This window comes from Mycobacterium sp. 050272, from assembly GCF_039023525.1.
Taxonomy (GTDB): Bacteria; Actinomycetota; Actinomycetes; order Mycobacteriales; family Mycobacteriaceae; genus Mycobacterium.
The window spans coordinates 189,919-216,010 of the sequence record NZ_JBCHKV010000002.1; the positions used below are offsets into that span (position 1 = coordinate 189,919).

Here is a 26,092-nt window from a genome sequence, read left to right on the forward strand (position 1 = left end):
TGGCCATCCCGGACGTGCACGCCCGCAACGGCAGTGCCAGAATTAGCCGATTGTTAGCATCACGGGGGCTTGACCAGGAGAGTTGACGGGATGGGTGTTAACGTCCCAGGCCCTTTCGGTCGTCGATCCGCTCGGCGATATCGGCTGCGGCTACCTGCCAGCGCCGGCAGCGGCTTCTACGCCCGAGAACAAGTTCGGCTGCTGCGAATCTTCTTGGGCGGCACGACTTTTCTTTACGCCTATGGCGTGGCGTTCACCCTCTTTCCCATCCGCAAGGGCCTGACCTACGCGAACCCGACCGGGGGCATCATCGCGATCGTCCTCGGCGTCGCCGCATTGATCTGGTTGGGCGTGCGTCCCGACCGAGCCGCGCCGGCCACCGCCGTTGCGATCGCGGCCACCCCGATCGTGATGGCCTTCCACGTCGCGATCATCGCCGAGTTCGTCTGCCTGATCGCGCCGATCTTCCTGGCGATGTACCTGCGCGCCTTCCACTCGCCGCGCCGCGGGGCCATGCTGGTCGCCCTGCTGACCGGGGCGTGCGTCCTGGCTCTCGCGGTCGCGCCGGCCCGCAAGCTGGTGATCGACTACTTCGTCTTCGTGATCGCGATCGTCGGTGCCGCCGAGTCGTTCGGGTTGCTGATGCGAGCCCTGGTCGCCGCGGCGTGCACCGATCCCCTGACCCGTCTGCTCAACCGGGCGGGCTGGGAGATCGCCACCGCCGACCTGCTGGACCGGTCCCGTTCGGCAGCCATCACCGTCACCGTCATCGTGCTCGATATCGACAACTTCAAGACGATCAATGACACCCACGGGCACCTGGCCGGCGACGAGCATCTGGTCAGCCGCGCGCAGTGCTGGCGAAAACTGGCGCCCGGCAATGCCGTTCTGGCCAGGCTCGGCGGCGACGAATTCGCGGTGTGTATCGCCGACGACGTCAACCTGGCGCGGGGCAATTCCGATCGATTTCTCGCCGACGTCCGCCTGCACACCCCGGGCACCAGCATCGGCACCGCATCGCACAGTGGTGTGGGCGCCGACATCACCGCGCTCTACGCAGCCGCCGACGCCGCGCTCTACGACGCCAAGCGCAAGAAGCTTCCGGGCGCGCTCGGGATCTAACCGGCTTGCTTGGCCGGCGGACGGTAGAAGATCAGCAACAGGCCGAGGCCGCCCGCCAGCCCGAGCCCGACCGAGATCAGCAGGCCGTTCCAGCCGATCAGCGGGTTGTTGATCCCGAAGATCACCCAATCCAGGCTGAGCCGGCCGGGGCCCAGCGTGGCCACTCCGACCGCGCTGAGCGCCAGGACCAGGTTGTACTCCCAGCCCTCCTTGACGATGAAGAACCCATTGTGGCGATGGACGGTCCAGGCCGCCACCAGCATCAGTGCGACGAAGCCGGCCGCCGGGATCGGCGTCAGCAGCCCGGCCGCCAGCCCCAGTCCGGCGGCGATTTCGGTGGTGGCGGCCACTGTGGCGTGGAATTTGCCCGGCTTCATGCCGATGCTCTCGAACCAGCGCGCGGTGCCCGGGATGCGGCCGCCGCCGAAGAACTTGTTGTAGCCATGCGCGGCCAATGTCACGCCCAGGACCAGCCGCAGGATCAGTAATCCGACGTCGTAGGGAGTCATACGTGCAAACCTAGATCATCGGCCGGATCGGATAACAGCAGCGGTGAGCGGCTGTGGCGGTCGATCCGTGTGGGAACATAGCGGGCGTTCGGAGCGTATGCCGAAACCAGCCGAGCCAGGAGGGGGTGCACCACGGCGCGTATCGCACGAGGCAACAGCACTCCCGAACGCATCGGGCATGCGGCCACCTCCACCGACCACACCGTGGTGTTGCTGAACGGCGACGCGGACCATCCGCGCAAGATCCTGGGCAACAAGGGCCACGGCATCGAGGTCATGCGCCGGCACGGCCTGCCGGTGCCTCCCGCGTTCTGCATCACCACCGAGGTGGGCCTGCGGTATCTGGCCGAGCCCGCGACGACGCTGGACGCGATCTGGGACGACGTGCTGCGCCGGATGAAGTGGCTGGAGACCGAAACCTCCCGGACGTTCGGCCGGGGCCCGCGGCCGCTGCTGGTCAGTGTTCGCTCGGGCGCCACCCTGTCGATGCCCGGCATGATGGACACGATCCTCAACGTCGGCCTCAACGACGAAGTGGTGCGGGCGCTGACGGCATCGGGGACCGAGAAGTTCGCCCACGACACCCGGCTGCGATTCACCGACATGTATCAGCGCATCGTCGGCGGAGCCGTTCCGACCGACCCGTACGCGCAGCTGCGTGCCGGCATCGAGGCGGTGTTCGCGTCGTGGAATTCGCCGCGCGCGGTTGCCTACCGCGACCACTACGGCCTCGACGATCACGGTGGCACCGCGGTGGTGGTGCAGGCCATGGTGTTCGGCAACCTCGGCGGCAATTCCGGTGCCGGAGCATGCTTCTCACGCAACCCGATCACCGGCGCCAACGAACCGTTCGGCGAGTGGCTGCCCGGCGGCCAGGGCGACGACGTTGTCTCGGGGCTGGTCGACGTCGAACCGATCACCGCGCTGCGCGACGAGCAGCCGGCGGTGTACAAGCAGTTGATGGACGTCGCCCGCACCCTGGAGCGGCTCGGGTCCGACGTGCAGGAGATCGAGTTCACCGTCGAAGAGGGCGAACTCTGGCTGCTGCAGACCCGGGCGGCCGAGCGCTCCGCGCAGGCCGCGGTGCGACTGGCGCTGCAGCTGCATCACGAGGGGCTCATCGACGCCACCGAGACATTGCGCCGGGTGACCCCGGCCCACGTCGAGGCCCTGCTGCTGCCCGCGTTGCAACCAGAAATACGTTTGGCCGCACCACTTTTGGCCAAAGGCCTGCCCGCGTGCCCGGGCGTGGTGTCGGGCAAGGCCTACACCCGGGTCGACGAGGCGCTGGAAGCCGCCGACCGGGGCGAACAGGTGATCCTGGTGCGCGACCACACCCGTCCCGAAGACGTGATGGGCATGCTGGCCGCCCACGGCATCGTCACCGAGATCGGCGGGGCCGCCAGCCATGCGGCGGTGGTCAGCCGCGAACTCGGCCGGGTGGCGGTGGTGGGCTGCGGCAACGGCGTAGCGGCGAAGCTGGCCGGCAAGCAGATCACCGTCGACGGCTACGAAGGCGAAGTGCGCGAAGGCGATCTGGCCCCGGCCTCGTGGTCGGAGAACGATACGCCCGAACTGCGCGAACTCACCGACCTGGCGCGACGGATCAGCCCGCTGCGCGCGCACGCCGGCGGCGACCATCCCAGGCTGGCTGACACCTCCGACGCCGCGGTGCGTGCCGCCCTGGACAGCGGCCAGACCGACGTGCTTTCAGACTCCCCGCTGATCGTCATGCTGGCCGCGCTGCGATTGTCGAGCCAGGCCACCGGATGACCGAATTGGCTGTGCTGCAAGCGGTCCGACTCAAGGGCCGGGTCAGCCCGGCCGACCTGAGTGCCACGCTGAACCAAGACGTCGACGATGCCGTCGAACAGCTGACCGCCTCGGGTTTCCTGGTCGGTGATGCGATGTTGCGAATCAGCGCGAGCGGCCGCGACCGGCTGGACACGCTGCTCGCGCAGGAGCGCGCAGGCATCGACGAGGCGGCGGTGACCGCCGCCTATGACGACTTCCGAAGCGTGAACGCCGATTTCAAAGCCCTCGTCACCGACTGGCAGCTCAAGGGCGGCCCCGCCGGAAAACCGAACGCGCACGACGACGCCGAGTACGACGCGGCGGTGTTGGCCCGCTTGGACGGCATACACGCCCGGGTGCTGGTGATCATCGAAGCGGTCGCGGCCCAGGTGCCCCGATTGACTGCCTATTCGGTGAAACTGGTTGCGGCACTGGACAAAGTCAAGGCGGGCGACAACACCTGGCTGACCCGGCCGCTGATCGACTCCTACCACACCGTGTGGTTCGAATGGCACGAGGAGCTGATCGGCGCGGCCGGGCTGACCCGCGACCAAGCAGCGAAATCCGGTGACGCGCAGTAACCTCTACAGCGCGGCGTCCAGCAACTCCAGATAGGCCTCGACGTCGGCATCTCCGAATCGAAAGACCGACTCCGCCGCGTGGACGCTGATCGCGACGGTCTCGCCGATGCCGTGCACTCCGTGCGTCAGACCCATCGACGGCGACAGTCCCGGATAGCCGGCCGTCAGCACCACCCGCGCATCCCCGAACCGCAGATCGGCGGGCCCGCGGTTGACACTGGACACCACGGTGTTGCCCAGCACCTGCGCGGATCGGGCATCGGCATCGAATCGTGAGATGCCCCAACGCAGTAGCGGAGCGGGTGCCGTCGCGAACGCCCGGTCGCCCGCCCGTGTCGCCGGATGTTCGAATCGGCGCCGGCCGTTGGCCAGATCGGTGGCGATCCGATCGCACCGTGCATCCAGCTCCAGCTGCGGATAGAGCCCGACAAGGACGTTGCCGAAATGGTTATTCGCCTGTGGTACACCGGATTTGGCCATCGGAACCTCCGCGCCCAACGTATCGGTCGCCTCGGGAAGCAACCGCGACAGGGCGGTCGACACCGCGGCGAGCACCGCGACGGTGACGCTGGGCCCGCGCAGCTGCGAGCGATGGCGCACCAGTGTGCGCATCGAACGGACGCCGTCGGGGCGGGCATTGGTGGCAAGCGCCGGGCGAGTCCCCGCCCCCGGTGCCAGCAGACCCGCCCGCGTATCGCGGACCAGCCCGCGGTGGCTCCACGCCGCCTGGGCGGCTCGCCACGCGAAAATCCCCGGCGACGGCCGTCGCACCCCAAGCACCGGCACCGCCCGGCCGAACAGCCAGGCGGCTAGCGCCGCTCCGCGAACGCCGTCGGCCAGCGCATGCGGTATCTGCAGGACCGCCACCGTGCCCGGGCCTTCGACACCGGCAACGCCGAGCACCGGCGTGAACACGTGGACCCGCCAGGGCATCCGGCGCAGGTCCAGCTGGCTGTCGGCGAAACCGGCCACCGCCGACAGGCAAGCCTGCCAACTGTGATCCGCGAGGTCGTGGTGCACCACCTGCTCGGGCGTCACCGCGGTGGGAACCCATCGTGGATAGGTCAGCGAGCACCCATCCTCGACCCGCAACATCAGCTCGGGGCACGCCCGAGCCCGGCGCCGAACCTCTTCGAGAGCACCGCCCAGGTCGGCGGGTGCGCCGTCGAATGCATAGAGCAGGAACTCGTCGCTGGGGACTTTGGCCGACATCCAGTAGAACTGCGCATCAACGGCCGCCATTCGGCGCGCAGCCACGGCGTCAGCCGGGTGAGCCGATGAACGCCAGCACCCGCTCGGCGATTTTCTCGGGCTGTTCAAGCTGCAGAAAATGCCCGGCATGGTCGATGATCGCGACATCGCTGCCGGCGGGCAGCACCTTTGCGGTCCAGTGCGCGAACGCCGGAGTCATACAACCGTCGTCGCGGCCATGCAGGTACAGCGACGGCAGGATCGGCGCCTCGGTCCACAGCTGGTTCAGTTCGGCGTACCGCTGCGGCGGCCGGGTGTTGCGCAGCGTGGCGCGGTAGGTCCCCAGCGCTGCCCGCCAGCTTTCCGGTGTTCCGATCGCGGCATCGACGTGACGCAGGTCCTCCTCGGCACCGCGATAGCCCGGCGACCACCGCCGCCACAACCGCGGCAGCACCCACGACGCGGAACGCTCAGGCAGCAAAGGCAATTGGAAGTAGAACATGTACCAGCTACGGATCAGCTGCCCCGGCAGCAGGCGCGCCAGCCGGGCGCGCTCGCTGACCTGGCCGCGGAAGGCGGCCGAGACCGGCACCGACATGATCACGGCCTTGGTGAACGGGCTGTTCGGCATCGCGGCCAGGCCGGTGGCAGCAAGTGCGCCCCAGTCGTGTCCGATCACCACGTCGCGGTCGGTGCCGCCGGCGGCCTCGCGCACCCGCAGCGCATCGTCCATGATCGCGCCCACGTGATAGCTGCCGTCATCCGGAATGGAGGAGGGCGCGTATCCCCGCATGAACGGCGCGACGACCCGCCAACCGGCCGCGGCAAGCAGCGGTGCCATCTTGCGCCAACCGTAGGCCGTGTCGGGGAAGCCGTGCAGACACAAGGCGATCGGAGCGTCGGCTGGGCCCCAGGTGAGCGCCTTGAGGTCCGCGGGCGGCCCCGGCACGTCGATCCACCGCGGCTCGGTCATCTCGGGTACGCCATCTTCACTCCCTGTTCGGCAAAATTCCGACCGGATACCTGACGGGCAATCACCCGCACCGACCAACGTATCGTGCACAAATCAGCGTGCACCAGCCGCTACTGGATATCGTTCAAATCCGCACTGTCACAATATCTTCGGATCAGGCGACAGCGTGGACGCTAACCTGCCGGACTGATCAACCCGTAATGGCCGTCGTAGCGGCGATATAAGACGCAGGCACGGCCTGGCGCCGCGTCGATGAAGAACAAAAACGGCAGGTCCAGCAGTCCGAGGCGCTCGGCTGCTTGCGCTTCGGTAAGACACGGCGGCGGCTGGGAACTGATCGTCACGGGTAGTTCGAACGGGCTCAGTTGGTCCGCCAGTGCAGGTGCCACAAGCGCTAGGCGATAGCCGGTCGTTCCACCGCGATAGAGCACCGCGACGGCACCGGTGCCTTTCTCGGTAAAAAGGTGAAAGTCGTAGTCAAGCAAGTCCATTTCGAGGACCGCCTCGTCGACCGTACAGGGTGCCATCGCGAACGACTTTCGCCGAATGATGCGGATTTCGGCCGCCGGCCGGGGGAAATAGCTCCCCCGATGCGTGGGCTCGGATTCGTGGCGCCACTCGTGCGGATCGCTGGCCAACCCTCGCTGCGCATCCCAGTGTTGGGCGGCACGTTCCAACCGGCGCCGGAGTCTGGCCTCGAGCCGATCTACGGCTTCGTGCGCGGTGACGCCGTGGGCTTGGGCGCGAATGAGCCGGCCGTCGACGTCCAGATTGGCCTGGGCGACGACGGCTCGCTCCACGGCCGGATCGCTATGCTTGGTCAGCCTGACCCGGGCATGCAGCACCGGCCTGGGGATGAGCCGCGCGAGCTTGTCGATCTTGTTGCGCGCATATTCGGCCGCACCAGGAAGCTCGCCGTGCGTTGTCACAACGAAATCCGTTAAGGCTGGGTCTGTCCCGTGACGCATGATCTCCTTGCTACGCCGCCGGTTTCATGCCTTCTAGGGTCAAAGGTCACCGCACGTCGAAACTCACCGGCGGCGGCGCTCAGACGGCTCGGGACACCACCGGGGTCAGCCTGCAGGTTGTACCGCGATGTGCTTCTCGGTAGCCGCAGTCTGTTCGGGCAGGGCCACGTCCACAGTCAAGATGCCCTTGTCGTAGCTGGCCTTGATGTCGTCTTCGTCCGCACCGGCCGGCAGGGTTATCGATCGCATGAAAGAGCCGTAGGAGAACTCCGACCGGCCGTTGGACTGAGTTTTCTCGCTGCGCTGCGCCTTGATTGTCAGCTGCCCATTGCGCACTGTGATGTCGACGTCCTTGGCTGGGTCAATACCGGGTAGTTCGGCACGCAGCAGGTAATGACCATCTTGTGTCTCATCCTCGAGCCGGATCAGGTTGCCACGACGCAAGGCCGACGGCACACCGTTGCGCAGATCCGACCAGAACTCGGACCAGTCCGGCAGCCACGAATGAGGTTGCTCAGGATGTGCAGGCAGATTGGTCATGATTCCTCCTTGGGCTTTGGTCTGCTGTTGAATTTCTTCCACAATCCCTCGTCGACGTGGCGAGCGGTAGGGACGGAAGTCCCATACGTCGGGCAATCTCGTCGGCTGCACAGCGGTCGATCGAATCTATTGAACGACAACGGAATTTGCGGTTAACGAGAGTGCGGCCCGGACGTTTGGTCGGACGCCTCGGCCGCCGCGCGCTCGAGATCGGCGACGATGATCTTGCGCATGCCATACATCGCCTGGGTCGCGGCCGTCGCACGGGCCGGATCGGGATGGCTCACCAGCTGGTAAAGCCGATTCGGGATGACCTGCCAACTCAGGCCGAAGCGGTCCTTGCACCAACCGCACTGCGATTCCTCGCCACCGTCGGTCAACCGTTCCCAGTAGTAGTCGACCTCGTTCTGGTCCTTGCACTCGATCGTGAAGGACACCGCCTCGCTGAACGTGAAGTGCGGTCCGCCGTTGATCCCGATGAAACGGGTGCCGTCCAGCACAAAAGTGCCCGACAGCACCGAGCCGGGCTCACCGGGGCCAGCGTCGGTGCTCCGGTTGAATTCCTCGATTCGAGAGTTCGGGAACACCGAGATGTAGAACGTCGCCGCCTCCTCCATGTTGTGGTCGAACCACAGCGAGGGCGTGATCGATGGCATAGGTGTCTCCTCCTTTGTCGGGCTACCGGCTTCGGTCGCCGCATGGATAGACCCCACCAATCGGCAGAAATCATCGGCGGACTATGTAACGTCAGATCGATGAGCACCGTGAGCAGCAGTCCCCAGACGGTCAAGTTCGCAGGTACGGGCGGTATTGGTCTCGTCGCCGACGAATGGAACCGGGACGTTGCACTCACGGGCCGACCGTCGATCCTGATGCTGCACGGCGGCGGCCAGAACCGGTTCTCATGGAAGAACACCGGCCAGTTTCTGGCCGACGAGGGCTACCACGTCGTCGCGCTGGACAGCCGCGGACACGGCGACAGCGACCGGGCGCCCGGCGCGGACTACGCGATCGAAACCCTGATGGCCGACGTCTTGCACGTCCTCGACGCCATCGGCCGCCCGGTGGTGCTGATCGGCGCCAGCATGGGCGGACTGACCGGCATCCTGGTCGCCGACAGCGCGGGACCGGCGAAGGTGACCGGATTGGTGCTGGTCGACGTGGTGCCGCGGTACGAGAAGACCGGCAGCGCCCGCATCCGGGATTTCATGATGACCAACCTGCACGGTTTCGGCTCCCTCGAGGAGGCGGCCGACGCGGTCTCCGCCTATCTGCCGTACCGGGAAAAGCCGCGCAGTCCCGAAGGGCTGAAGAAGAACCTGCGGCTGCGCGACGGACGCTGGTACTGGCATTGGGATCCGGCGTTCATGACCGCGCCCGGGGACGACCCGGAGCTGCGCACCGAGCACTTCGAGCAGGCCGCGGCCGATCTCACGATTCCGGTCCTGCTGATCCGCGGCAAGCTCTCCGACGTGGTCAGCCCCGAAGGCGTCCAGCATTTCCTGGCGACGGTTCCGCGTGCGGAGTTCGTCGAGTTGTCCGACGCCGGGCACACCGCGGCCGGCGACGACAATGACGCCTTCAGCGACGTCGTGGTGGAGTTCGTCAAGCGGCTGACAGGCTAGACAGGCTAGTCAGCCGCCCGCGCGACCGCCGCGTCAGCCACCCACTCCCGGCTTCTCCGCGTGTCCACCGAACTGCTTGCGCATCGCCGAGAGCGCCTTGTTGGCGAAGTCGTCGAGGCTGCGTGACGCGAAGCGGGATTGCAACGCGGTGGTGAGCACCGGCGCGGGCACGCCCTCGTCGATGGCCGCGATCGCGGTCCAGCGGCCCTCCCCGGAATCGGAGACCCGTCCGGAAAACTCCGACAGCGTGGGCGATTCGTGCAACGCGATCGCAGTCAGATCCAACAGCCAGGAACCGACGACGCTGCCCCGGCGCCACACCTCGGCGATATCGGCGATGTCGAAGTTGTATTGGTAGCACTCGGGATTGGACAGCGGCGCGGTTTCGGCATCGCCCTTTTCGATACGCGTGCCGATATCGGCATTGCGGAGAATGTTGAGCCCCTCGGCGAGCGAAGCCATCATCCCGTACTCGATGCCGTTGTGCACCATCTTCACGAAGTGCCCGGCGCCGGACGGACCACAGTGCAGGTAACCCTTCTCCGGTTGGGCGACCTCGCCGTCGCGGCCCGGCGTGCGTGGCGCCGCGTCGACCCCGGGCGCGATGGTCTTGAACAGCGGCTCGGCGTGCTCGAAGGCGTAGTCGTCACCGCCGATCATCAGGCAGTAACCACGCTCCCGGCCCCAGACTCCACCGCTGGTTCCGCAATCGATGAGGTGAATCCCTTTCTCGGCCAACAGCTTTGAGTGCTTGAGGTCGTCGCGGTAGTAGGAGTTGCCACCGTCGATCACGATATCCCCGGACTCGAGAGTGTCAGCCAGCTCCTCGATCACCGACGTGGTGATGTTGCCCGCGGGCACCATGACCCAGACGACCCGTGGGGCGGTCATCTTCTCGGCCAGCTCCGCGACCGAGAACGCCGCGGTCATCCCCTTCTCGTTGGCCAGCGTCTTGACGACTTCCTTGTCGTGGTCGTAGACGACGCCCTCGTGGCCGCCGTCGACGACACGACGGATGATGTTGGCGCCCATCCGGCCCAGGCCGATCATTCCGAGCTGCATTTCTGGTCTCCTTACTGTCCCGACTGCGTTTTTGGAGGGAACCACGGGTCTTGCCAATGGCGGTGACCGCGGACTAGCGATTGCGCGGCCTCGGGCCCCCAGGACCCGGGCTCGTAGGGGTGAATTTCGCCCGGTTTCTCGAGCAGTGGCTGGACGATGCGCCACGTCTGTTCAATGCTGTCTTCCCGCGCGAAAAGCGTGCGATCCCCGATCAGCGCGGCGTGCAGCAGCAGTTCATAGGGTCCCTCGGCTTCACCGAGGTCGGTGGCGAACAGCGAGTCCAGATGGACGTCGTGCCATTCGTCGTGAACTTGGGCGGACAGCTGCATGCGCATGCCGGGGGCGGGGTCAATGCGCAGCAAGATCTGGTTGGGCTCGGCCGCACGGCGGTGCGGGAGGAAGGCCAATTGCGGGACGCGGCGCAGAAACAGCCGCACCTCGGTGACCTTCTCCGGCAACGACTTACCGGCCCGCAGGAAGATCGGCACTCCAGACCAGCGCCAGTTGTCGATCTCGGTCCGCAGCGCGATGAAGGTCTCGGTCTGCGAATCCTTCGCCACCCCAGGGACATCGGTATAGCCGCGATACTGACCGCGTACGCAACGGTCGGGATCCAGCGCCGGCATCGCGCGGAACACCTCGGACTTCTTGTCGTTGAGGTCGTCAGCGCTGCCGCCGACCGGCGGCTCCATCGCCACCATCGCGAGGACCTGCAGCAGATGGTTCTGCACCACGTCGCGCAGCGTGCCGACCGCGTCGTAGAACCTGCCCCGGTCCTCGACGCCGAAGTTCTCGGCCATCGTGATCTGAATCTCCGAGACGCTGTCGCGGTCCCACAGCGCGGCGAGTGCCTGATTGGCGAACCGCAGGCATTCGAGTTCCACCACGGGCTGCTTGCCCAAGAAGTGGTCCACCCGCAGGATTTGCTCTTCCTCCAGCACCGCGTGCAGCCGCTCGTTGAGTTCGAGCGCCGACTCGAGGTCATGGCCGAACGGCTTTTCCACCGCGACGCGGGCACGCGCGACCAGGCCCTCCCGGGCAAGGTTCTCGACGATCGGCGCGAACAACGCGGGCGGCATCTCGAGGTAGTACAGCGGGCGGTAGTCCGAGCCGATCATCTCGGCGAGCCGGTGGTAGAGATCGCGCTCGGTGACGTCGCCGTGGATGTAGTCCAAGCGATTCGCCAGTCGATCGAACACTTCGTCCTCGATCTTCTCCCCGGCGTCGTTGATCGCCCCGCGCGCTCGCTCGACGAGTTCCTCGACGCTGATGTCGTCGCTCGCCACCCCCAGGATGGGGCAGTCCAGCAGGTTGCGACGCTCGAGGCGATACAGCGCCCGAAACGTCATCTTGCGGGCCAGATCGCCGGTAATTCCAAAGATCACCAGCAGGTTGGACGAATCACCACCGTCGTCGGCCAAGAACGAACCTCCCAAAAGTCACCGGATCGGTTCACTTGAGATTCACTACCCGGGGGTGATCGCACTCAACCCTAGACACTGCTGATAGGGCCGACAACCGGAAGCCATCGCCCGCTTTGCAAGGATGCGAGACGTGGGTGATGCACTGCATATCGCGGTCTACGTCCTGGCCGGAGTTGCCGTGCTCGAAGCCTGCGCACTCGGTGTGATGTGGAGGTTGCTGGTTCGTAGCCGGGAGGAAGCCGAGGAGTTAAGGCAACGCGCCGACGCCCGCAATTGGCTGATATCCGGTGGTCGCGAGGCCGTCAAGACGATGTGGAACACCGCCAATGTGATGCGCACGGAGGGCTTTGGCGCGGCGGTACGCAGCAATATCGAAGATCTCGCCGACTGGGCCGAGGTCGAGCGGCCCGATCTGGCCCGAGTCACTCCCGACGGGCGGGTAGTGATTCTGTTCTCCGACATCGAGGAATCCACCGCCCTCAACGAGCGGATCGGCGACCGCGCCTGGGTCAAGCTGATCAGCTCGCACGACAAGCTCGTCTCCGGGTTGGTGAAACGTCACAGCGGTCACGTGGTCAAGAGCCAAGGCGACGGCTTCATGATCGCCTTCGCCCGTGCCGAGCAGGCGGTGCGTTGTGGCATCGACCTTCAGCACGAGCTGCGCCGGGACGCAAAACGCAAGCGGCACCAGGAGATTCGCGTGCGAATCGGTATTCACATGGGCCGCTCGGTGCGCCGCGGCGACGACCTGTTCGGGCGCAATGTCGCGATGGCCGCGCGGGTCGCGGCGCAAGCCGCCGGTGGCGAGATCCTGGTGAGCCAGTCGGTGCGAGACGCGCTGCGCGACTGTGCGGACATCTGCTTCGACGAAGGCCGCGACGTCGAGCTGAAGGGCTTTTCGGGCAGTTATCGATTGTTCGCCGTGGAGCCCTCGCCCTGACTGTCGGACTCGGCCAGTCGCTGATGCAGCCGAGAGCGGATCTCGTCGGGGGTGTAGGCGCGGCGTTTGCGTTGATCACGCACCACCAGCGCACCCCCGGCAACGACACCGGCGACACCGGCCAAGCCGATCCACTTCCAAATGCTGCGCATACTTGACACGCTATTACCGCCATGGACACCCTTCGCGACAAGGTCGCCGTCGGCACCGGAGCGGCCACGCGGCTGCCACGGCGCGGCAAGCTCGCGCGCGAAGTATTTCCCAAGAACCAGACGAAGCCCCAAGTGATGAGCCGACTTACATGCTGACGCTGCAGCAAGCGCTGAACGAGACCCGAACGGGCGACCTCTGGTTGTTCCGCGGCGGTTCCAGACCCGACCGTGCCATCCAGACCCTGACGAACAGTCCGGTCAACCACGTCGGCATGACCGTGGCCATCGACGACCTGCCGCCGCTGATCTGGCATGCCGAGCTGGGTGACAAGCTCGTCGATCTGTGGACGGCTACCAACCACCGCGGTGTGCAGCTCAACGATCTGCACCAGGCTGTCCTGCAGTGGAGTGAGCGCTACCACCAACGATGCTGGCTGCGCCAGCTGACGCCGCATCCCACCCGCGAACAAGAGGACAAGCTACTGCGCGTGATCGCGCGGATGGACGGCACCGCGTTTCCGACCACCGCGCGGCTGACCGGCCGGTGGTTTCGTGGCCGGCTGCCCACCGCCTACGACTGGATGAGAGGAATCCCCTTCGTAGACCGAAAGGTTCGGGAGTCGACGCAGCGACGTAAGGAACGTCAGCGCATGGGCCTGGAAACGGCGTACTGCGCCGAGACGGTGGCGATCACGTATGAGGAAATGGGATTGCTCAACACCCAGAAGTACTCGAATTACTTTGACCCGGGCTCGTTCTGGAGCGGCGACACACTGCCACTGGCGCCGGGATACGCGCTGGGCGAAGAAATCGAAGTGGCTCTCGGCTAGCCGACCGACATCTCCCCCATCTCCGACCAGCCTGTCGCGTCGATCGTCTGACTGATGATCTTGGGCGTGGACTTCAGGGCCTGCGGCAGCTCTTGCATCGCCTGCTTGAAGTGTTCGCTGTTGACGTGGACGCCGCCGGCGTCAGCGTCGCGGAATGCCTCGACCAAGACGTACTCTGCCGGGTTCTCCAGGCTGCGCGACCACTCAAACCACAGGTTGCCCGCTTCGGCGCGGGTGGCCGCGGTGAAGGAGGCAACCAGGTCCGGCCAGCGATCGGCCCAGTCGGGCTTGGTTTCGAACTTGACGACGATGAAGATCATTGCGGTCCCCGCTTGTGCTCGCAGCTCCCAATGGGTTTACCTGCTCGCCCGTCCTGGCCAAGCAGCGCCAGGATATACGGACCGCCGGGCGTGCGCCGTGACCGCAGTGGCATTTCGGGTCCGCGTAGCTCCTGGTCACCGCAATAGCAAAAGTCCGCCTAGATGTCTTAATCGACTTCTAGGCGGACTTTGCATTGATCTGCGGCATCGCATTTGCGCCGACGCCGCACCAGCTGTGACGTAGCCCACAGCAATGTGGTTTTATCGACTACTTCACTTTTGGCAGCTTATGCCAAGCAAGTAATGCGATCAGCGGTCTCCACGTCGCAGTTCATTCTGCGAAATAGATAACGCATGCACAATCCAATTCTTTATCAACTTGGAATTCCGGGAGCGCCGGGAGGAGGCAATTCCGGAGCCGGCGGAGGCGGCATATCGGGGGCAACGACGCCAACCAGAACGGGCGGCGCGTCGGGCGGCGGGGGCGGCGCGTCCGGCGGCGGAGGCGGCGGACCGGGCAACCCCACCGGAGCGCCGTCACCGTCCGCAGGCATCGGCAGGAACATGTGGTGGGTGAATCCCGGCTGGTAAGCGCCGGCACCACCGATGTGCACCCCACCACGTTCGCCGCTGGACACTGGCGTGCCGTCCGGCAGGGTCACCGCCGTGTGGCCACCGTTCCAGCCGACGACCAACGCGTTAGGCGCCGTTCCATATTGAAAGCCCCGTGCCAATAGCGCGGCTTCTTCATTTCCAGTGTTAAATCGGTTTCCGTAAACCGGCCTGTCGGTTGCGGCATTGACAACCCACGAGACCAGCCCCGAACAATCGGTACCAGCGGGAGAATCTCCACCCACAATATAAGGCGTCCCGGATACCTGATTGATCAGCGACATCAACGATGCAAGAACAATCATGCGGAGGGACACTAGCAACAAGCTAGTTAGCGAGCCAAAATTTGTGGCGCGCGTCACGTGTCAATTAAATAATGGTCTACACCGCACGTACAGCAATTAAGTCACGAGAATGCGTATTTCGCGAAACGGGTTTACTCGGGGTCGCGGCCCTTTTCGCTTTCTACCACCTGGCGGTCGATGTCGGCTTGAGGCGGAAGACCGGAATCCGTCGTCCGAGAGCGGCGGCCTTGACGCGGTAATCGGCGTAGTTGACGCAGACGTGCGCGGCAAGCGCGTACAGGCGCTCGTAGTCGTCGGGATCGGTGACCTCCACCGCCACGAAGTCCTGGTCGCCGAACCGGCATTCGGGATGGGCCTTCAGGTTGTAATACCACGCCGGATTCCGTGGTTCCCCCAGATACGAGGCGACCACGATCGCATCGGACCCGTCGTGAAAGTACGCGAGTTGGTGCTCACGCGGCTGACCCGACTTGGCGCCCGTGCTGATCAACGGCGCTGCGGAGATCCCGCCAAGGATGGCGGGGTAACGGCCACGGGTTGCGCGATACAGCCACGGGTCGATGTGCCAGAACAGATTTCGCGCCATGAAAGCCCCGGCACGCGAGCGGCCGAAACGTTCCAGGGTCCGATACCAGCGGCCGTACTCCACAGTCGGGTCGACATAGCGCAGCGCCATGGGGCGACTCTACTCATCGGCCCGGCAGCGTTCTTCTCGCCTGGCACAACACTGCGGGCACGGTGTTCGCCAGATCCGCCCGGCTCTTGGCGAAGCAACGAATCGCGCGATAGAACGACCAAATTTGGCGAGGCGTAGGGACTTTCGGCAGCCAGGCCAGCTCCCAATGAATACCGTTGATCGGATCGTCGAAGAGCACCGCGTAGTAGCCCGGCCAGTACTGCGGGTATTCCTTGGGTTCGTCGGTGACGTGCAGATCGCGCGTGCGCAAGAAGTCGCGGTGAAAGCGGTCGACCTCTTTCCTGCTGCGGGCCCACAACGCAATGTGATTGATACCGACCGCTTGGTCGCCGTGCGTCAGCTTTGCGCCGGTACGGGCCGGCTGGATACCAATGTAGCTGTGCGGGCTGGCATTACGCGTCATGTAGTAGATCGACTGGTACTCCATGTTCAGCATGTTCAGCGTCGAGAAGCTGCTGTAGCCAAGCCAGCCGAACAATGCGTCGTAGAACGCGATCGAGTCGTCATAGTCCAGTACCGCGAACTCGACGTGACTGACACCTCGCCACCGCATCATGCCCCCCGGCAAGTCGGCTAGACCGGCGTCCATATCCCATTGTTGAAGAAGCCCCACACACCGGTAGTCGGGTTCCACATCAGGTGGGGCTGCGGTGCCCACGCTGGTGGCGGCGGAGCGGGCGGCGCCCACGGCGGCGGGGGTCCCCACGGGCCCCAGCCCGCCGGCGCTGGACCTTGCCAGTCGTGGCACTGATTCCAATCCCAGTGATAGTTGGTGCCCCAGGCCGGATCCCACTGTTGACCAGGGCACCAGTGGTTGGTTGGCATGGGAGCGGGGGCGGCCTGGGCGTTACCGCCCCCCAATCCGAAGGCGGACAAGGTCAAAGCGCCACCCGCCAACAGCCGAATCCACGGTCTCGCATGCTTGTCCGTCGCCATCTCCTAAGAATGGTCGGCGCGCAGCCGCGGCGCTAGTGTTCGCACCCATTGCACGGGATTAGCCGACCGGTGTGCGTGCGAATGGCGGACGCGACCATCTTGACCCTCCTCTTCTCGAAGCAGTGACGTCTGCACTGGGTACCTTCAACACCTGGCCGCTCTGGACTCGATGGGCCCAGACGGGCTCGCCTTCGGCGGGTTCCTGGTCCTTCGGCACGCGACGTGAATCACGCGATCAAACTGACCTGCCCACCGGCCGCGTAGCCTGAGGCGATGGGTGGGGTACTGGACGAGGGCCCGTTTTTTCACGGAACCAAGGCTGAATTGAGGGTCGGGGACCTGCTCACCGCGGGCTTTCGTTCCAACTACCGGCCCGAAATCATCATGAACCACGTCTATTTCACCGCCCTGCGCGACGGTGCCGGGCTGGCGGCCGAGCTCGCGGCCGGCGACGGCGCGCCGCGGGTGTATCTCGTCGAACCGACCGGTGAGTTCGAGAACGATCCGAATGTCACCGATAAAAAGTTCCCCGGCAATCCGACCCGCTCCTATCGCACCCGCGAACCGCTTCGGGTTATCGGAGAAGTCGACGACTGGACGCGGCTGTCTCCGGAAGCACTTCAGGCATGGCACGACCGATTGGCCGCGCTCCGGGCCGACGAGCGCGGCGAGATCATCAACTGAGACGTTCCAAAGCGGAACTCCGCCACCTTTGCCGTCGGTGTCATATCCCGAACTTGGCGCGTGCCGCGTCCGTCACCGGGGTGAACAGGTTAACGAGATTTCCGTCGGGGTCGCGGAACAACAGCGCGCGGTTTCCCCACGGCATCGTCGTCGGCTCGGTGACCACGTCGGAGAGCTGCTCGCGAAGTCGCTCGTATTCGGCGTCGACGTCGTCCACAATGAACTCGACGATTGCGGTTCGGTTGGCCGCCGGCTCGGCAGATCCCTGCCCAAACAAGGGGACGGTCTTGTCGCTACCTATGGCCAGCGCTGCGACGGGCGTCGGAATCTCCGCGAAGAGTTCGTTACCCCAGACGGCGGTGACACCGGTGACCATCTCGTAGAAGGCGACCAATCGTTTGACATCGGCGGTGATGACGCGGATCGAAACCAGTCTCATCGGGAACTCTCCTCGGCGGCGCCACCGAATAATCGGCGGACGGGCTCAGGGAGCCGATGCTAGGTGCACCCCCCGACAAGTCTTCAAACCAGAACTCGGCTAGACGTTGAATCGGAATTCGACGACGTCGCCACTCAATCGAAGTCGGAGGCCGCAGCGTGCTCAAGGGCCTGATTGAGTGCTTTTGTATCGGGCAGGATGACCTCCTCGACCACCTTTCCCATACCACCCGCCCGAAGTAGACGCCTCGGTACACGAGACGTCCCTCTTGCTCGGTGTGATAGCGCGTTGCCACACGAGTCGACCACGGCCCACCCTCCACCAGCGTTTCATCTACTACGAAGCGGAGATTGGGCAACCGACGGAGCAACTGGTCACGCAACCACTCTCGCACCGCGTCAGCACCTCTGATATCTGCCGCCAAGGGATGATCACCAAGAAAGACGAAATGCATGTCGTCGGCGAGGGGTGTCTCGTCGAACCGCTGCTCCGACAACCTCTGCCACCCCGCCGCTGCTTGCTTACGCACCAACCAGCGATAGATCATCGCCCAAGTGTATTCGGCACGCCTCCAATCGGAGTCGGGTTCGCGGTTGGTGACCGCCCTGCATACCGCTGCTTGTCGAAGCCGAGCTCGACCAAGTCTTATTGGATCCTGCGACTAGTGTTCTGACAGATGGCCTGACGTTGCTTGGAACCGAGACTCCACCACGTCGCGGTTCGTGGAATCTCCTACAAGCGCCATCTTCGCGTGCGTCGGCGTACCTTGAGCTATGCCCAACGTCACGGCATCAATAGTCATCGCCCATCCTGCCCAAGTGGTCTGGGAGTACATCATCCACCCGGACCATCTGCAGAATGTTCTGCCCGGAATCGTCTCCGTCGACGCCGGTAAAGATCCGCCGTACGTCCCTGGCGATGTCTGGCACGGAGTGAGCCGATCGTTCGGCATTACGAACCGTTGGACCGGGGTCTTCGAGAGGGTCGAGGCTCCCAGGATGATGGAATTTAGACTTACGGACTCCAGGTTCCCAGTTACCACCATCGACACCTTGGATGAGATCGAGGGCGGCACCCGCTACACCTGCCGTGTCATCGGCGAGCCCAGTTTGGGGGGACCTCTAGGCCGCTTCTTTGATGCCGTGGTCTCCAGAGCCATCAAGCGCTCGATGACGGAGCAGCAGGCCAAGCTTCCCGCTCACGTAGACGCGTGGGCGTTGCAGAAGGGACTCACTGCGGGCCCCCCGACGAGCTAGGCCTTCTTCTTCGTCCCAGACATTGCTTGAAACCGGAACTCGGCTACACACTGAACTGGGACTCGACCGAATGTCGTTGCCGATCAACGTCACAACGCTGCGACGAGGCTCTCCGTGGGTGATTTCATGCTCTGGGCGTGAGGACATCGGTGATGGGCCACGCGACTTCGGTTCTCCATTTGGTGTCGTCCGCCGTGTGCGAGTGATCGCAATGGTAATACTCCCGGATGCGCGGTCCGACCGCGAGGCCTTGGCCGGCTATGTAGCTGCCAAGCTCGGCGTAGGCGAGGTCGATGTCGGCGATTGCACCGTGATGAACCGTCACGGCAACCTCAGCGGCGGGCACGACGATGGGTTCGACGAGCCCCAGTCGTCGTGGTGCGGCGACGGGGACGAAGACGGTCGCCTGGCCTAATTCATGTCGAAACAGACTCTCGTCGTACATCCCGCCGGCAGGCCCGGTTTGATCGAGCCGACCAGTCCGCACGGCCTCGCGAACGTCGTATAGGGCTGCGCGCCACCACTTTTCGACGTCGATGGGATCGACAGCGGCGGTGATGGCGATCGCCGGAATAGTCGACTCGGTGCGCCGATACACCGGCTGCTGACTCGCCGCGCTGTTCAGCAGAGCACGAAGCGAAGTGACCGCAGCCATTGTCTGAGCCAGCTCGGCTTCGAGACGATCGATATGGGTTGCGATCAAGGATTCGCGTTCACCAGCGTCCTGAGCGACAAGAACGTCTCGGACGTCAGCGACCGGCATCCGTAAGTCCCGTAGTCGTCGGATCAGTTGAGCGGTCGGCAGTTGATCGAGGGAGTAGTAGCGGTAGCCGGTCTCGGAATCGACGTGTACCGGTTCGAGTAGTCCGACGTGGTGGTAATGGTGCAGCGTTTTGACACTGAGATGGGTCATTGTCGCGAACTGCCCAACGGAAATGGTGATACTCATGGCGGCTCCGGGTCAGGGGCCGCTCCCTGGCAGGAAGCGACCCCCTTGGTCAGGTCAATACTGTGGTTCTGTGTTCTTGATGACGAAGAGGCTGACGATCTTGCCGTCGTGCAGCCGGAAGTAGTTGGTCATGACCAACGGATCGGGTAAACCGGTCTTGTCATAGTCACCGTCGTAGCGGCACCGAACGCACAACATCCCGGCGTTGTCGACAATCTCGACGGGTTCCACCGTGACTCGGTCGCCGACAAACTCCTTGGCGATGAACGCGCGGATGTGGTCACTGCCCCAGAACTCCCGCGAGAAGTCGTTGACGAGTGCGTCTTCGGCGAACGTCTCCATGATCGCGTCCACGTCGAAGCTGTTGATCGCGGCGATGTGCGCCGCGATCACGGGGTCCAGTGTGAGTTGTGTAGTCATTGCTTCCTCCTTGGCATTGTGACGTCGAATTGCCGTGCAACACCAGGGTGGGCCCTCCCGTTACGGGAGGGTCAAGCCGTTGATCGAACGGCCGTGCCTTCTTCGGGGACGCAGGACCTCGTGAGACCCTCTATCTACACGTTGAACCGGAATTCGACCACGTCGCTTCACCGATAAACGTCACGCCGGTGCGCGATGTGGATGACTCTGACGACCACTCGGTCCTCGTAAACCCGATAGATGACCCGGAACTCGCCGCGCCGAGCCGAGTACCGACCCTCGAGCTGATCACGAAGCGGCTTACCCACTCGGTAGGGGTTTTCGGCCAGCGGCCCTCGAATGAACTCCCAACACGCGACGGCTACCGACTCAGGCAGAAGCTCGGTCAGCGCCCGTTTCGCAGTCGCGGTCAATTCAATTCGATACCTCAACGCGGGAGCCGGCCGGTGGCGCGCATCTCCTCCGTCACCTCGTCCAGGCTGAATACATCGTCGTCCCGCTCAGCAGCTCGGATATCGCGCATCACGTCCGAATCACCAAGAATGGCCAGCGTTTCCATGATCGAGTCGTAGTCCTCGGCGCTCAGGATCACCGCGGCACGACGCCCCTGACGAGTCACTTCGATACGTTGGTGGGTGCGCACCGCCTCATCGACGAGTTTGGAGAGGTTTGCCCGGACCTCTGCGAGCGGTAACGTCGTCATGTACAGAATTCTAGCGTGATACGCCGGCCCCGGATATCCGTCGAGGGTTGTACTGCTTCAATCGTCGGCGTGACAGACGGAGCGCCGAACGTTTGGATAACACCCTGCTGCGATGGGTTCTTCGAAGACGGACACTCCGCCGAGAGCGTCGACCTGGCGTCGTCCCATCGCGCCTATCAGCACTGGGACTTGGCCGCGAAATTAGCACAAGCAGTGGCCCCAAACAGCCCGGGTGGCTGGATGCGCTCTGATCACGCCAATTTGACTGATTCGCGAGCGCTGGAAGTCAGTTGGCTGGCATGCGTGAGAGCGGTTAGTGCATCGATGTCGCGGGTCAGCTGGCGGTAGAGGACGGCCGGTCCGAGCCATCTGCCCACGAGACTGCGGAGTGCCACTGGGTTGAGTGGCGTTTCGGGAGGATCGAGCAGAACCGACTGGAGTGTGCGCACAGCCAGTTCGATGAGGTCGTCCATCGCAGCGTGGTCGAAGCCATGGGCGGCCCAGTCGACGTCATATCGTCGGAACATTTCTCGTCCGAGGCCAAATGCCGCACCGGCGGTGAACGAGGCCGACGTACCACCCGGTAACCGTGCCGCTAGGACGCGCGCCATCAGCGGGTCGTCGGCGAACTCCTCGGCCGCGAATGCTACGCCCTCGACGACGGCAGCCGCCGGATTTGTCCACCCACGCAGGTGATCGGCTAAACGATCGAGAAAGCCGTTAGCCGAACGCATCTGGCTGCCGACCACAAGCGCTTCGGCCCCAGGAAAGTAACGGTAGATGGTCTGGCGGCTCACTCCCAGAACGCGGGCCAAGTCGCTGACGCGGATGGCCGATCCGCCTGCGGCAACCAAGGAGTCGACCGCGTCCAGAATCCTGTTGACGGCTTCCTCATCGGAGGCCGGCGTGTGGCCCGACCAGCCATGGCTACGCAAGGGTAAGGCCCATCATCGTCCTCCAGTTCGATATGACATGACAATCTGTAGCTCGAAGTATTGCGAACTCGAGCCGAATTCAACGATATCTTGTCGCTTCAGATGTGTCAGTTCGTACGAAATCTCAAGAACGAGTGCGCGACTGCCGCGCAGGAGTTCCCCGTCACCACACCACGCGAATCCGCAACAGTCTACGAAGACGCAACAGTTTGCGCTGATTTGTCTTGTCAGACGACATGAAGTCTGCTGTGATACGTCAAGGAATCGCGGCAGGTTCCACTGCACCGGGAGGACGGGTCATGACCGTAACTGAGGTCCACGACATTCGGTACGACCCCTACGATGTGGAACTTCTGGCCGATCCCTACCCAGTGTTCCGGCGGCTACGCGAGGAGTCGCCGCTGTACTACAACGAGCAATACGATTTCTATGCGCTCAGTCGTTTCCAGGACGTGAGTCGTGCGCTTGTCGACACCGGCACCTTCAGTTCAGCCCGCGGAATGATCCTCGAAGTGATCAAGGCCAACATCGAGATACCGCCCGGCATCATCGTTTTCGAAGACCCACCGGTTCATGACATCCATCGTAAATTGCTCGCGCGGATGTTCACCCCCCGCAAGATCGCCGAACTCGAGGACAAGATTCGCGCGTTTTGCGCGCAATGTCTCGACCCGCTCGTCGGCACTGGACGTTTCGATTTCATCGCCGATCTCGGCGCTCACATGCCGATGAGAGTCATCGGAATGCTGGTCGGCATTCCCGAAGACGACCAAGAACAAGTCCGGGAACGCTCGAATGCCGCGTTGCTCACCGAGGCCGGCCAACCCATGGCCCTGGCCTCCGAAGGCGTCCACTACGACGAGGTGTTCGCCGCCTATCTCGACTGGCGCGCCGAACACCCCTCCGACGACATCACAACTGAACTCCTCAACGTCGAATTCGACGACGAGACAGGAGTCCGCCGAACCCTGACCCGCGACGAAATCCTGCTCTACATCAGCCTCGTCGCCTCCGCAGGCAACGAGACCACCACCCGACTCCTCGGCTGGGCCGGAAAAGTTCTCGCCGACCATCCCGACCAGCGGCGCGAAATCGCGGCCGATCATCGATTGATCCCACAGACGATCGAGGAACTGCTGCGCTACGAACCTCCCGTGCCGCACCTGGCCCGCTACGTCACCCGTGATACCGATTGGTACGGGCACACGGTGCCCGAAGGCAGCGTCGTGATGCCGCTGATTGCATCAGCGTGCCGCGACCATCGCCAATTCCCGCCCGACGGAGACCGATTCGACATCCATCGCCAGCCGCGTCAGCACCTGGCATTCAGCGTCGGCGCTCACTTCTGCCTAGGAGCGGCACTCGCCAGGCTGGAGGCACGAATCGCGCTCGAGGAAATCCTCAAGCGCTTCCCCGAGTGGGACATCGACACCGACAAAGCACATCTATCGTCAGCATCGGCCGTCCGAGGCTGGGAATCGATGCCCGCGTTCATCTAGCTCAGACGCATCGGTAACGATTCCGGGCCCCGTCGCGACACGATGGGCCAATTGGGTGATCGCGATGCGGCCCTCGAATCGCGCCGGCCAACACCGTCTACGTGGGGGGACAGGTCGCATCAGCGACCCCTTGACTTGTTGACCTCGTCCGGCCCACTTCTTGGTCAGCCTTCCAGATCATTTCCGGCCACAAGACGACAGCTCGCGCCGATAATTGGCGATCTGTCCTCACACGTTGAACCGGAATTCGACCACGTCGCCGTCGGCCATCACGTAGTCCTTGCCCTCCATCCGGACCTTGCCGGCCGCCTTGGCCGCCGCCATCGATCCGGCCTCGATCAGGTCGTCGTATGACACGATTTCGGCCTTGATGAAGCCCTTCTCGAAGTCGGTGTGGATCACCCCGGCCGCCTTGGGCGCGGTATCGCCCTGATGAATCACCCACGCGCGCGCCTCTTTTGGACCCGCCGTCAGATAGGTCTGCAGCTTCAGAGTGTGAAAACCCGCCCGCGCCAACGCATCTAGTCCGCGCTCGGTCTGCCCGATGGACTCCAGCAGCTCGGCGGCCGACTCGTCGTCGAGCTCCTGGAGTTCGGCCTCGATCTTCGCGTCGAGGAACACCGCGTCGGCAGGTGCGACCATCGCGCGCAGCTCGGCCTTGCGGTCCTCGTCGGTGAGCACCGACTCGTCGGCGTTGAACACGTACAGAAACGGCTTGGTGGTCATCAGGTTGAGCTCGCGCAGCGCTGACACGTCGACACCGGCCGCAAACAGCGTCTTGCCCGAGTCCAGCACGGCCTGGGCAGCGAGGGCCGCCTCGTGCACGGGCTTGCGCTCCTTGTTGTTGCGGGCTTCCTTCTCCAGTCGCGGAACGGCCTTCTCCAAGGTCTGCATGTCGGCGAGGATCAGCTCGGTCTCGATCACCTCGATGTCGGAGCGCGGATCGACCTTGCCGTCGACGTGCACGACGTCGTCGTCGGCGAACACCCGCACCACCTGGCAGATTGCGTCGCACTCGCGAATGTTGGCCAGGAATTTGTTGCCGAGCCCGGCCCCCTCGGACGCGCCTTTCACGATTCCCGCGATGTCGACGAACGTCACAGGCGCCGGCACGATCTTCTCGGAATCGAACATCTCGGCCAGCTTGTCCAGGCGCGGATCGGGCAGCGCCACGACGCCCTCGTTCGGTTCGATCGTCGCGAACGGGTAGTTGGCGGCGACCACGTTGTTGCGGGTCAGCGCATTAAACAGCGTCGACTTGCCCACGTTGGGCAGGCCGACGATTCCCAGGCTCAGGCTCACGGGGAACCAAGTTTAGGGCTCCGCGCCGCGCGCGGGTGCCGCGGCTCATTTCGTGCGCGACGCCCGTGGCACGCCCGGCATCCCTAACAAGGTATTTACGGGCGTTTTGGCTCATTGCCGGTACGGTCTACATGTGTCAGCGCAGCGGGGAACCTCGGCAGTAGAAGCTGCCCATCGCTCGATCTACCCGGGCATTCCGGGAGTGCCGTCGTGGATAGCCCTGCTCATCGCCGTTACCGCGACCGCCATCGGGTATGGCATCGACTCCGGACTCGGCCACAAGGAGCTGACCGGCATCTTCGCTGGCCTCTATATAGCGGGCTGCGTGGTGGCCGTGCTGGCCGTACGCCAGGAAGGCTTGTTCACCGCGGTCATCCAGCCGCCGCTGATCCTGTTCTGCGCGGTACCGGGCGCCTACTGGCTGTTCCACGGCGGCAAAATCGGCAGCCTCAAAGACCTGCTGATCAACTGCGGCTATCCGCTCATCGAGCGTTTCCCCTTGATGCTGGGCGCCGCCGGTGGCGTCTTGCTGATCGGACTGGTCCGGTGGTACCTGGGGATGTCGCGGCGGCCGGCCACTGGTGACGCGACGGAAGACACCGCGACGGCGACCGTTGCCGAGAAGTCGCCCTTCCTGCGGGCCGTCAGCGCGAAACTGAACTCGCTGCTGGGCGTCGCGTCGTCGGACGACGACGAGGCCGACGAAGAACAGCCCGTCGCTTCGCAGCGCCGCTCCACGAAAGCCTCGGCCAGAAGCCGCACGGAGCGCAGCGGCCGCCCCGCGGCAAGTTCCGCCCGAAGCCGGTCGCGGCACGCCCGCCCGTCGCCGGAGGAGGAGTACGACCCGGCGGCCGAGCGACCCCGCCGGCGGCGCCAGACCCCGCCGCGCGACTACGACCCCGCCGACCCGCCGAGCCGGTCCTCGCGGCGCCGTCCGCGACCGCAGGGCGATCCCGACCAGCGCGGCGAACCGCAACGGGAAGGCCGTCGGGACCCGCGCAGCCGCCGCAATCCCTACGAGCGCCCGACTGCGCGCAGCAGTCGCTACGAGGACTACGACAGGTACGAACCGTCGGAGCCGTTGCGCCGATACCCGTCCTACCAGCCGTACGAGTCCTATCAACCCGCGTCGGAGCCCCGGCGCCGTCACGCCACGGCGAGCGGGACCAATGGCTCAAACCCGTCACACCACCCGATCTCGCAGGTCCGTTACCGCGGGTCTGGTTCGTCGGACGAGCGGCGCGGTCGCTCACGGGCGAATGGTCGTCCCCAGGAGCGTCCTCCGGCCGAATCCTGGGAGTACGACGCCTAGTCCGTACCGCGA

Annotated in this window: 31 protein-coding genes; 10 read left to right on the forward strand and 21 right to left on the reverse strand. The window is 64.5% G+C overall.

Annotated features, from left to right (window positions below; all coding sequences use genetic code 11):
* The first annotated feature begins 144 nt into the window (after positions 1–144).
* Positions 145–1,122, forward strand: coding sequence for a GGDEF domain-containing protein (locus AAHS21_RS05630; protein WP_342927089.1), 978 nt, complete (start codon positions 145–147; stop codon positions 1,120–1,122).
* Here AAHS21_RS05630 and AAHS21_RS05635 read toward each other — a convergent pair.
* Positions 1,119–1,631: a DoxX family protein gene (locus tag AAHS21_RS05635; protein WP_342926724.1), complete on the reverse strand. Its 513-nt coding sequence runs from the start codon at positions 1,629–1,631 to the stop codon at positions 1,119–1,121. The two genes, AAHS21_RS05630 and AAHS21_RS05635, sit on opposite strands and share 4 nt — an antisense overlap.
* 171 nt (positions 1,632–1,802) lie before the next feature.
* On the opposite strand from AAHS21_RS05635, the gene AAHS21_RS05640 reads away from it, so the two are divergent.
* Positions 1,803–3,404: a pyruvate, phosphate dikinase gene (locus tag AAHS21_RS05640; RefSeq protein ID WP_342927090.1), complete on the forward strand. Its 1,602-nt coding sequence runs from the start codon at positions 1,803–1,805 to the stop codon at positions 3,402–3,404.
* Positions 3,401–4,006 carry a MarR family transcriptional regulator gene (locus tag AAHS21_RS05645; protein ID WP_342926725.1) on the forward strand — a complete coding sequence of 202 codons (606 nt, stop codon included), beginning with the start codon at positions 3,401–3,403 and terminating at the stop codon, positions 4,004–4,006. The genes AAHS21_RS05640 and AAHS21_RS05645 overlap by 4 nt, the downstream gene beginning before the upstream one ends.
* A 3-nt stretch (positions 4,007–4,009) precedes the next feature.
* Here the strand turns inward: AAHS21_RS05645 and AAHS21_RS05650 are convergent, their stop codons facing one another.
* The 5 genes from AAHS21_RS05650 to AAHS21_RS05670 all read right to left on the reverse strand — a co-directional run bounded on the left by AAHS21_RS05650 (position 4,010) and on the right by AAHS21_RS05670 (position 8,334).
* Positions 4,010–5,263 carry a DUF1298 domain-containing protein gene (locus AAHS21_RS05650; RefSeq protein ID WP_342926726.1) on the reverse strand — a complete coding sequence of 418 codons (1,254 nt, stop codon included), beginning with the start codon at positions 5,261–5,263 and terminating at the stop codon, positions 4,010–4,012.
* Positions 5,264–5,267: 4 nt separating this feature from the next.
* Complete coding sequence (locus tag AAHS21_RS05655) at positions 5,268–6,170, reverse strand: alpha/beta fold hydrolase (protein WP_342926727.1); 903 nt, start codon at positions 6,168–6,170, stop codon at positions 5,268–5,270.
* 173 nt (positions 6,171–6,343) lie between these two features.
* A complete protein-coding gene (locus AAHS21_RS05660; protein WP_342926728.1) occupies positions 6,344–7,138 on the reverse strand; it encodes a sigma 54 modulation/S30EA ribosomal C-terminal domain-containing protein in 795 nt (264 codons plus the stop codon).
* Between the two features lie 105 nt (positions 7,139–7,243).
* Positions 7,244–7,678, reverse strand: coding sequence for an Hsp20/alpha crystallin family protein (locus tag AAHS21_RS05665; RefSeq protein ID WP_342927091.1), 435 nt, complete (start codon positions 7,676–7,678; stop codon positions 7,244–7,246).
* A 152-nt stretch (positions 7,679–7,830) separates the two neighbouring features.
* Positions 7,831–8,334, reverse strand: a complete 504-nt coding sequence (locus AAHS21_RS05670; protein ID WP_342926729.1) for a VOC family protein — start codon at positions 8,332–8,334, stop codon at positions 7,831–7,833.
* A gap of 99 nt (positions 8,335–8,433) precedes the next feature.
* On the opposite strand from AAHS21_RS05670, the gene AAHS21_RS05675 reads away from it, so the two are divergent.
* The gene (locus tag AAHS21_RS05675; protein WP_342926730.1) at positions 8,434–9,303 is read left to right on the forward strand and encodes an alpha/beta hydrolase; all 870 of its coding nucleotides are present in this window, start codon (positions 8,434–8,436) and stop codon (positions 9,301–9,303) included.
* Positions 9,304–9,336: 33 nt separating this feature from the next.
* Here the strand turns inward: AAHS21_RS05675 and gnd are convergent, their stop codons facing one another.
* On the reverse strand, positions 9,337–10,365 hold the full coding sequence (gene gnd, locus AAHS21_RS05680; RefSeq protein ID WP_342926731.1) for a phosphogluconate dehydrogenase (NAD(+)-dependent, decarboxylating): 1,029 nt from the start codon (positions 10,363–10,365) through the stop codon (positions 9,337–9,339).
* 11 nt (positions 10,366–10,376) lie between these two features.
* Positions 10,377–11,786, reverse strand: a complete 1,410-nt coding sequence (locus AAHS21_RS05685; protein ID WP_342926732.1) for a glucose-6-phosphate dehydrogenase — start codon at positions 11,784–11,786, stop codon at positions 10,377–10,379.
* Positions 11,787–11,910: 124 nt separating this feature from the next.
* Between AAHS21_RS05685 and AAHS21_RS05690 the strand changes: the two genes are divergently transcribed.
* On the forward strand, positions 11,911–12,729 hold the full coding sequence (locus AAHS21_RS05690; protein ID WP_342926733.1) for an adenylate/guanylate cyclase domain-containing protein: 819 nt from the start codon (positions 11,911–11,913) through the stop codon (positions 12,727–12,729).
* Here the strand turns inward: AAHS21_RS05690 and AAHS21_RS05695 are convergent.
* Entirely contained in the window at positions 12,696–12,881 is a 186-nt protein-coding gene (locus tag AAHS21_RS05695; RefSeq protein ID WP_342926734.1) for a hypothetical protein, read from the reverse strand. The two genes, AAHS21_RS05690 and AAHS21_RS05695, sit on opposite strands and share 34 nt — an antisense overlap.
* A 149-nt stretch (positions 12,882–13,030) precedes the next feature.
* On the opposite strand from AAHS21_RS05695, the gene AAHS21_RS05700 reads away from it, so the two are divergent.
* Complete coding sequence (locus AAHS21_RS05700) at positions 13,031–13,711, forward strand: guanylate cyclase (RefSeq protein ID WP_342926735.1); 681 nt, start codon at positions 13,031–13,033, stop codon at positions 13,709–13,711.
* On the opposite strand, the gene AAHS21_RS05705 is transcribed toward AAHS21_RS05700, so the two are convergent.
* The 5 genes from AAHS21_RS05705 to AAHS21_RS05725 all read right to left on the reverse strand — a co-directional run bounded on the left by AAHS21_RS05705 (position 13,708) and on the right by AAHS21_RS05725 (position 16,581).
* Entirely contained in the window at positions 13,708–14,031 is a 324-nt protein-coding gene (locus tag AAHS21_RS05705; protein ID WP_342926736.1) for a putative quinol monooxygenase, read from the reverse strand. The two genes, AAHS21_RS05700 and AAHS21_RS05705, sit on opposite strands and share 4 nt — an antisense overlap.
* A gap of 374 nt (positions 14,032–14,405) precedes the next feature.
* The gene (locus tag AAHS21_RS05710) at positions 14,406–14,948 is read right to left on the reverse strand and encodes a peptidoglycan endopeptidase (RefSeq protein ID WP_342926737.1); all 543 of its coding nucleotides are present in this window, start codon (positions 14,946–14,948) and stop codon (positions 14,406–14,408) included.
* A gap of 160 nt (positions 14,949–15,108) precedes the next feature.
* Positions 15,109–15,624 carry a nitroreductase/quinone reductase family protein gene (locus tag AAHS21_RS05715; RefSeq protein WP_342926738.1) on the reverse strand — a complete coding sequence of 172 codons (516 nt, stop codon included), beginning with the start codon at positions 15,622–15,624 and terminating at the stop codon, positions 15,109–15,111.
* A gap of 13 nt (positions 15,625–15,637) precedes the next feature.
* On the reverse strand, positions 15,638–16,198 hold the full coding sequence (locus AAHS21_RS05720) for a VOC family protein (protein ID WP_342927092.1): 561 nt from the start codon (positions 16,196–16,198) through the stop codon (positions 15,638–15,640).
* Between the two features lie 20 nt (positions 16,199–16,218).
* Positions 16,219–16,581 (reverse strand): hypothetical protein, encoded by a 363-nt coding sequence (locus AAHS21_RS05725; RefSeq protein WP_342926739.1) that lies wholly within the window; start codon positions 16,579–16,581, stop codon positions 16,219–16,221.
* Between the two features lie 273 nt (positions 16,582–16,854).
* Here AAHS21_RS05725 and arr point away from each other — a divergent pair, with 273 nt between their 5' ends.
* The gene (gene arr / locus AAHS21_RS05730) at positions 16,855–17,265 is read left to right on the forward strand and encodes an NAD(+)--rifampin ADP-ribosyltransferase (RefSeq protein WP_342926740.1); all 411 of its coding nucleotides are present in this window, start codon (positions 16,855–16,857) and stop codon (positions 17,263–17,265) included.
* 40 nt (positions 17,266–17,305) lie between these two features.
* Here the strand turns inward: arr and AAHS21_RS05735 are convergent, their stop codons facing one another.
* The gene (locus tag AAHS21_RS05735) at positions 17,306–17,704 is read right to left on the reverse strand and encodes a VOC family protein (RefSeq protein WP_342926741.1); all 399 of its coding nucleotides are present in this window, start codon (positions 17,702–17,704) and stop codon (positions 17,306–17,308) included.
* Positions 17,705–18,477: 773 nt separating this feature from the next.
* Here AAHS21_RS05735 and AAHS21_RS05740 point away from each other — a divergent pair.
* A complete protein-coding gene (locus AAHS21_RS05740) occupies positions 18,478–18,960 on the forward strand; it encodes an SRPBCC family protein (RefSeq protein WP_342926742.1) in 483 nt (160 codons plus the stop codon).
* Between the two features lie 124 nt (positions 18,961–19,084).
* Here the strand turns inward: AAHS21_RS05740 and AAHS21_RS05745 are convergent, their stop codons facing one another.
* The 5 genes from AAHS21_RS05745 to AAHS21_RS05765 all read right to left on the reverse strand — a co-directional run bounded on the left by AAHS21_RS05745 (position 19,085) and on the right by AAHS21_RS05765 (position 21,967).
* Complete coding sequence (locus AAHS21_RS05745; RefSeq protein ID WP_342926743.1) at positions 19,085–19,909, reverse strand: MerR family transcriptional regulator; 825 nt, start codon at positions 19,907–19,909, stop codon at positions 19,085–19,087.
* Between the two features lie 54 nt (positions 19,910–19,963).
* Positions 19,964–20,329: a nuclear transport factor 2 family protein gene (locus AAHS21_RS05750; RefSeq protein WP_342926744.1), complete on the reverse strand. Its 366-nt coding sequence runs from the start codon at positions 20,327–20,329 to the stop codon at positions 19,964–19,966.
* Between the two features lie 167 nt (positions 20,330–20,496).
* A complete protein-coding gene (locus AAHS21_RS05755; protein ID WP_342927093.1) occupies positions 20,497–20,748 on the reverse strand; it encodes a type II toxin-antitoxin system RelE/ParE family toxin in 252 nt (83 codons plus the stop codon).
* An 8-nt stretch (positions 20,749–20,756) separates the two neighbouring features.
* Positions 20,757–21,032 carry a type II toxin-antitoxin system Phd/YefM family antitoxin gene (locus AAHS21_RS05760; RefSeq protein ID WP_342926745.1) on the reverse strand — a complete coding sequence of 92 codons (276 nt, stop codon included), beginning with the start codon at positions 21,030–21,032 and terminating at the stop codon, positions 20,757–20,759.
* Positions 21,033–21,283: 251 nt separating this feature from the next.
* Positions 21,284–21,967 carry a TetR family transcriptional regulator gene (locus tag AAHS21_RS05765; protein WP_342926746.1) on the reverse strand — a complete coding sequence of 228 codons (684 nt, stop codon included), beginning with the start codon at positions 21,965–21,967 and terminating at the stop codon, positions 21,284–21,286.
* A gap of 299 nt (positions 21,968–22,266) precedes the next feature.
* Here AAHS21_RS05765 and AAHS21_RS05770 point away from each other — a divergent pair, with 299 nt between their 5' ends.
* The gene (locus AAHS21_RS05770; RefSeq protein WP_342926747.1) at positions 22,267–23,466 is read left to right on the forward strand and encodes a cytochrome P450; all 1,200 of its coding nucleotides are present in this window, start codon (positions 22,267–22,269) and stop codon (positions 23,464–23,466) included.
* Between the two features lie 228 nt (positions 23,467–23,694).
* Here the strand turns inward: AAHS21_RS05770 and ychF are convergent, their stop codons facing one another.
* Positions 23,695–24,768, reverse strand: a complete 1,074-nt coding sequence (gene ychF, locus AAHS21_RS05775) for a redox-regulated ATPase YchF (RefSeq protein ID WP_342926748.1) — start codon at positions 24,766–24,768, stop codon at positions 23,695–23,697.
* A gap of 133 nt (positions 24,769–24,901) precedes the next feature.
* Between ychF and AAHS21_RS05780 the strand changes: the two genes are divergently transcribed.
* Positions 24,902–26,080, forward strand: coding sequence for a DUF6542 domain-containing protein (locus AAHS21_RS05780; RefSeq protein WP_342926749.1), 1,179 nt, complete (start codon positions 24,902–24,904; stop codon positions 26,078–26,080).
* Positions 26,081–26,092: the final 12 nt, after the last annotated feature.

Bases quoted from the DNA above. Each gene is read 5' to 3' on its own strand.
- AAHS21_RS05635 (WP_342926724.1), bottom strand. From the start codon at position 1,631: ATGACTCCCTACGACGTCGGATTACTGATCCTGCGGCTGGTCCTGGGC.
- AAHS21_RS05645 (WP_342926725.1), top strand. From the start codon at position 3,401: ATGACCGAATTGGCTGTGCTGCAAGCGGTCCGACTCAAGGGCCGGGTC.
- AAHS21_RS05655 (WP_342926727.1), bottom strand. From the start codon at position 6,170: ATGACCGAGCCGCGGTGGATCGACGTGCCGGGGCCGCCCGCGGACCTC.
- AAHS21_RS05660 (WP_342926728.1), bottom strand. From the start codon at position 7,138: ATGCGTCACGGGACAGACCCAGCCTTAACGGATTTCGTTGTGACAACG.
- AAHS21_RS05665 (WP_342927091.1), bottom strand. From the start codon at position 7,678: ATGACCAATCTGCCTGCACATCCTGAGCAACCTCATTCGTGGCTGCCG.
- AAHS21_RS05670 (WP_342926729.1), bottom strand. From the start codon at position 8,334: ATGCCATCGATCACGCCCTCGCTGTGGTTCGACCACAACATGGAGGAG.
- AAHS21_RS05675 (WP_342926730.1), top strand. From the start codon at position 8,434: ATGAGCACCGTGAGCAGCAGTCCCCAGACGGTCAAGTTCGCAGGTACG.
- gnd (WP_342926731.1), bottom strand. From the start codon at position 10,365: ATGCAGCTCGGAATGATCGGCCTGGGCCGGATGGGCGCCAACATCATC.
- AAHS21_RS05690 (WP_342926733.1), top strand. From the start codon at position 11,911: ATGCGAGACGTGGGTGATGCACTGCATATCGCGGTCTACGTCCTGGCC.
- AAHS21_RS05695 (WP_342926734.1), bottom strand. From the start codon at position 12,881: ATGCGCAGCATTTGGAAGTGGATCGGCTTGGCCGGTGTCGCCGGTGTC.
- AAHS21_RS05700 (WP_342926735.1), top strand. From the start codon at position 13,031: ATGCTGACGCTGCAGCAAGCGCTGAACGAGACCCGAACGGGCGACCTC.
- AAHS21_RS05705 (WP_342926736.1), bottom strand. From the start codon at position 14,031: ATGATCTTCATCGTCGTCAAGTTCGAAACCAAGCCCGACTGGGCCGAT.
- AAHS21_RS05710 (WP_342926737.1), bottom strand. From the start codon at position 14,948: ATGATTGTTCTTGCATCGTTGATGTCGCTGATCAATCAGGTATCCGGG.
- AAHS21_RS05715 (WP_342926738.1), bottom strand. From the start codon at position 15,624: ATGGCGCTGCGCTATGTCGACCCGACTGTGGAGTACGGCCGCTGGTAT.
- AAHS21_RS05720 (WP_342927092.1), bottom strand. From the start codon at position 16,198: ATGCGGTGGCGAGGTGTCAGTCACGTCGAGTTCGCGGTACTGGACTAT.
- AAHS21_RS05725 (WP_342926739.1), bottom strand. From the start codon at position 16,581: ATGGCGACGGACAAGCATGCGAGACCGTGGATTCGGCTGTTGGCGGGT.
- arr (WP_342926740.1), top strand. From the start codon at position 16,855: ATGGGTGGGGTACTGGACGAGGGCCCGTTTTTTCACGGAACCAAGGCT.
- AAHS21_RS05735 (WP_342926741.1), bottom strand. From the start codon at position 17,704: ATGAGACTGGTTTCGATCCGCGTCATCACCGCCGATGTCAAACGATTG.
- AAHS21_RS05740 (WP_342926742.1), top strand. From the start codon at position 18,478: ATGCCCAACGTCACGGCATCAATAGTCATCGCCCATCCTGCCCAAGTG.
- AAHS21_RS05745 (WP_342926743.1), bottom strand. From the start codon at position 19,909: ATGAGTATCACCATTTCCGTTGGGCAGTTCGCGACAATGACCCATCTC.
- AAHS21_RS05750 (WP_342926744.1), bottom strand. From the start codon at position 20,329: ATGACTACACAACTCACACTGGACCCCGTGATCGCGGCGCACATCGCC.
- AAHS21_RS05760 (WP_342926745.1), bottom strand. From the start codon at position 21,032: ATGACGACGTTACCGCTCGCAGAGGTCCGGGCAAACCTCTCCAAACTC.
- AAHS21_RS05770 (WP_342926747.1), top strand. From the start codon at position 22,267: ATGACCGTAACTGAGGTCCACGACATTCGGTACGACCCCTACGATGTG.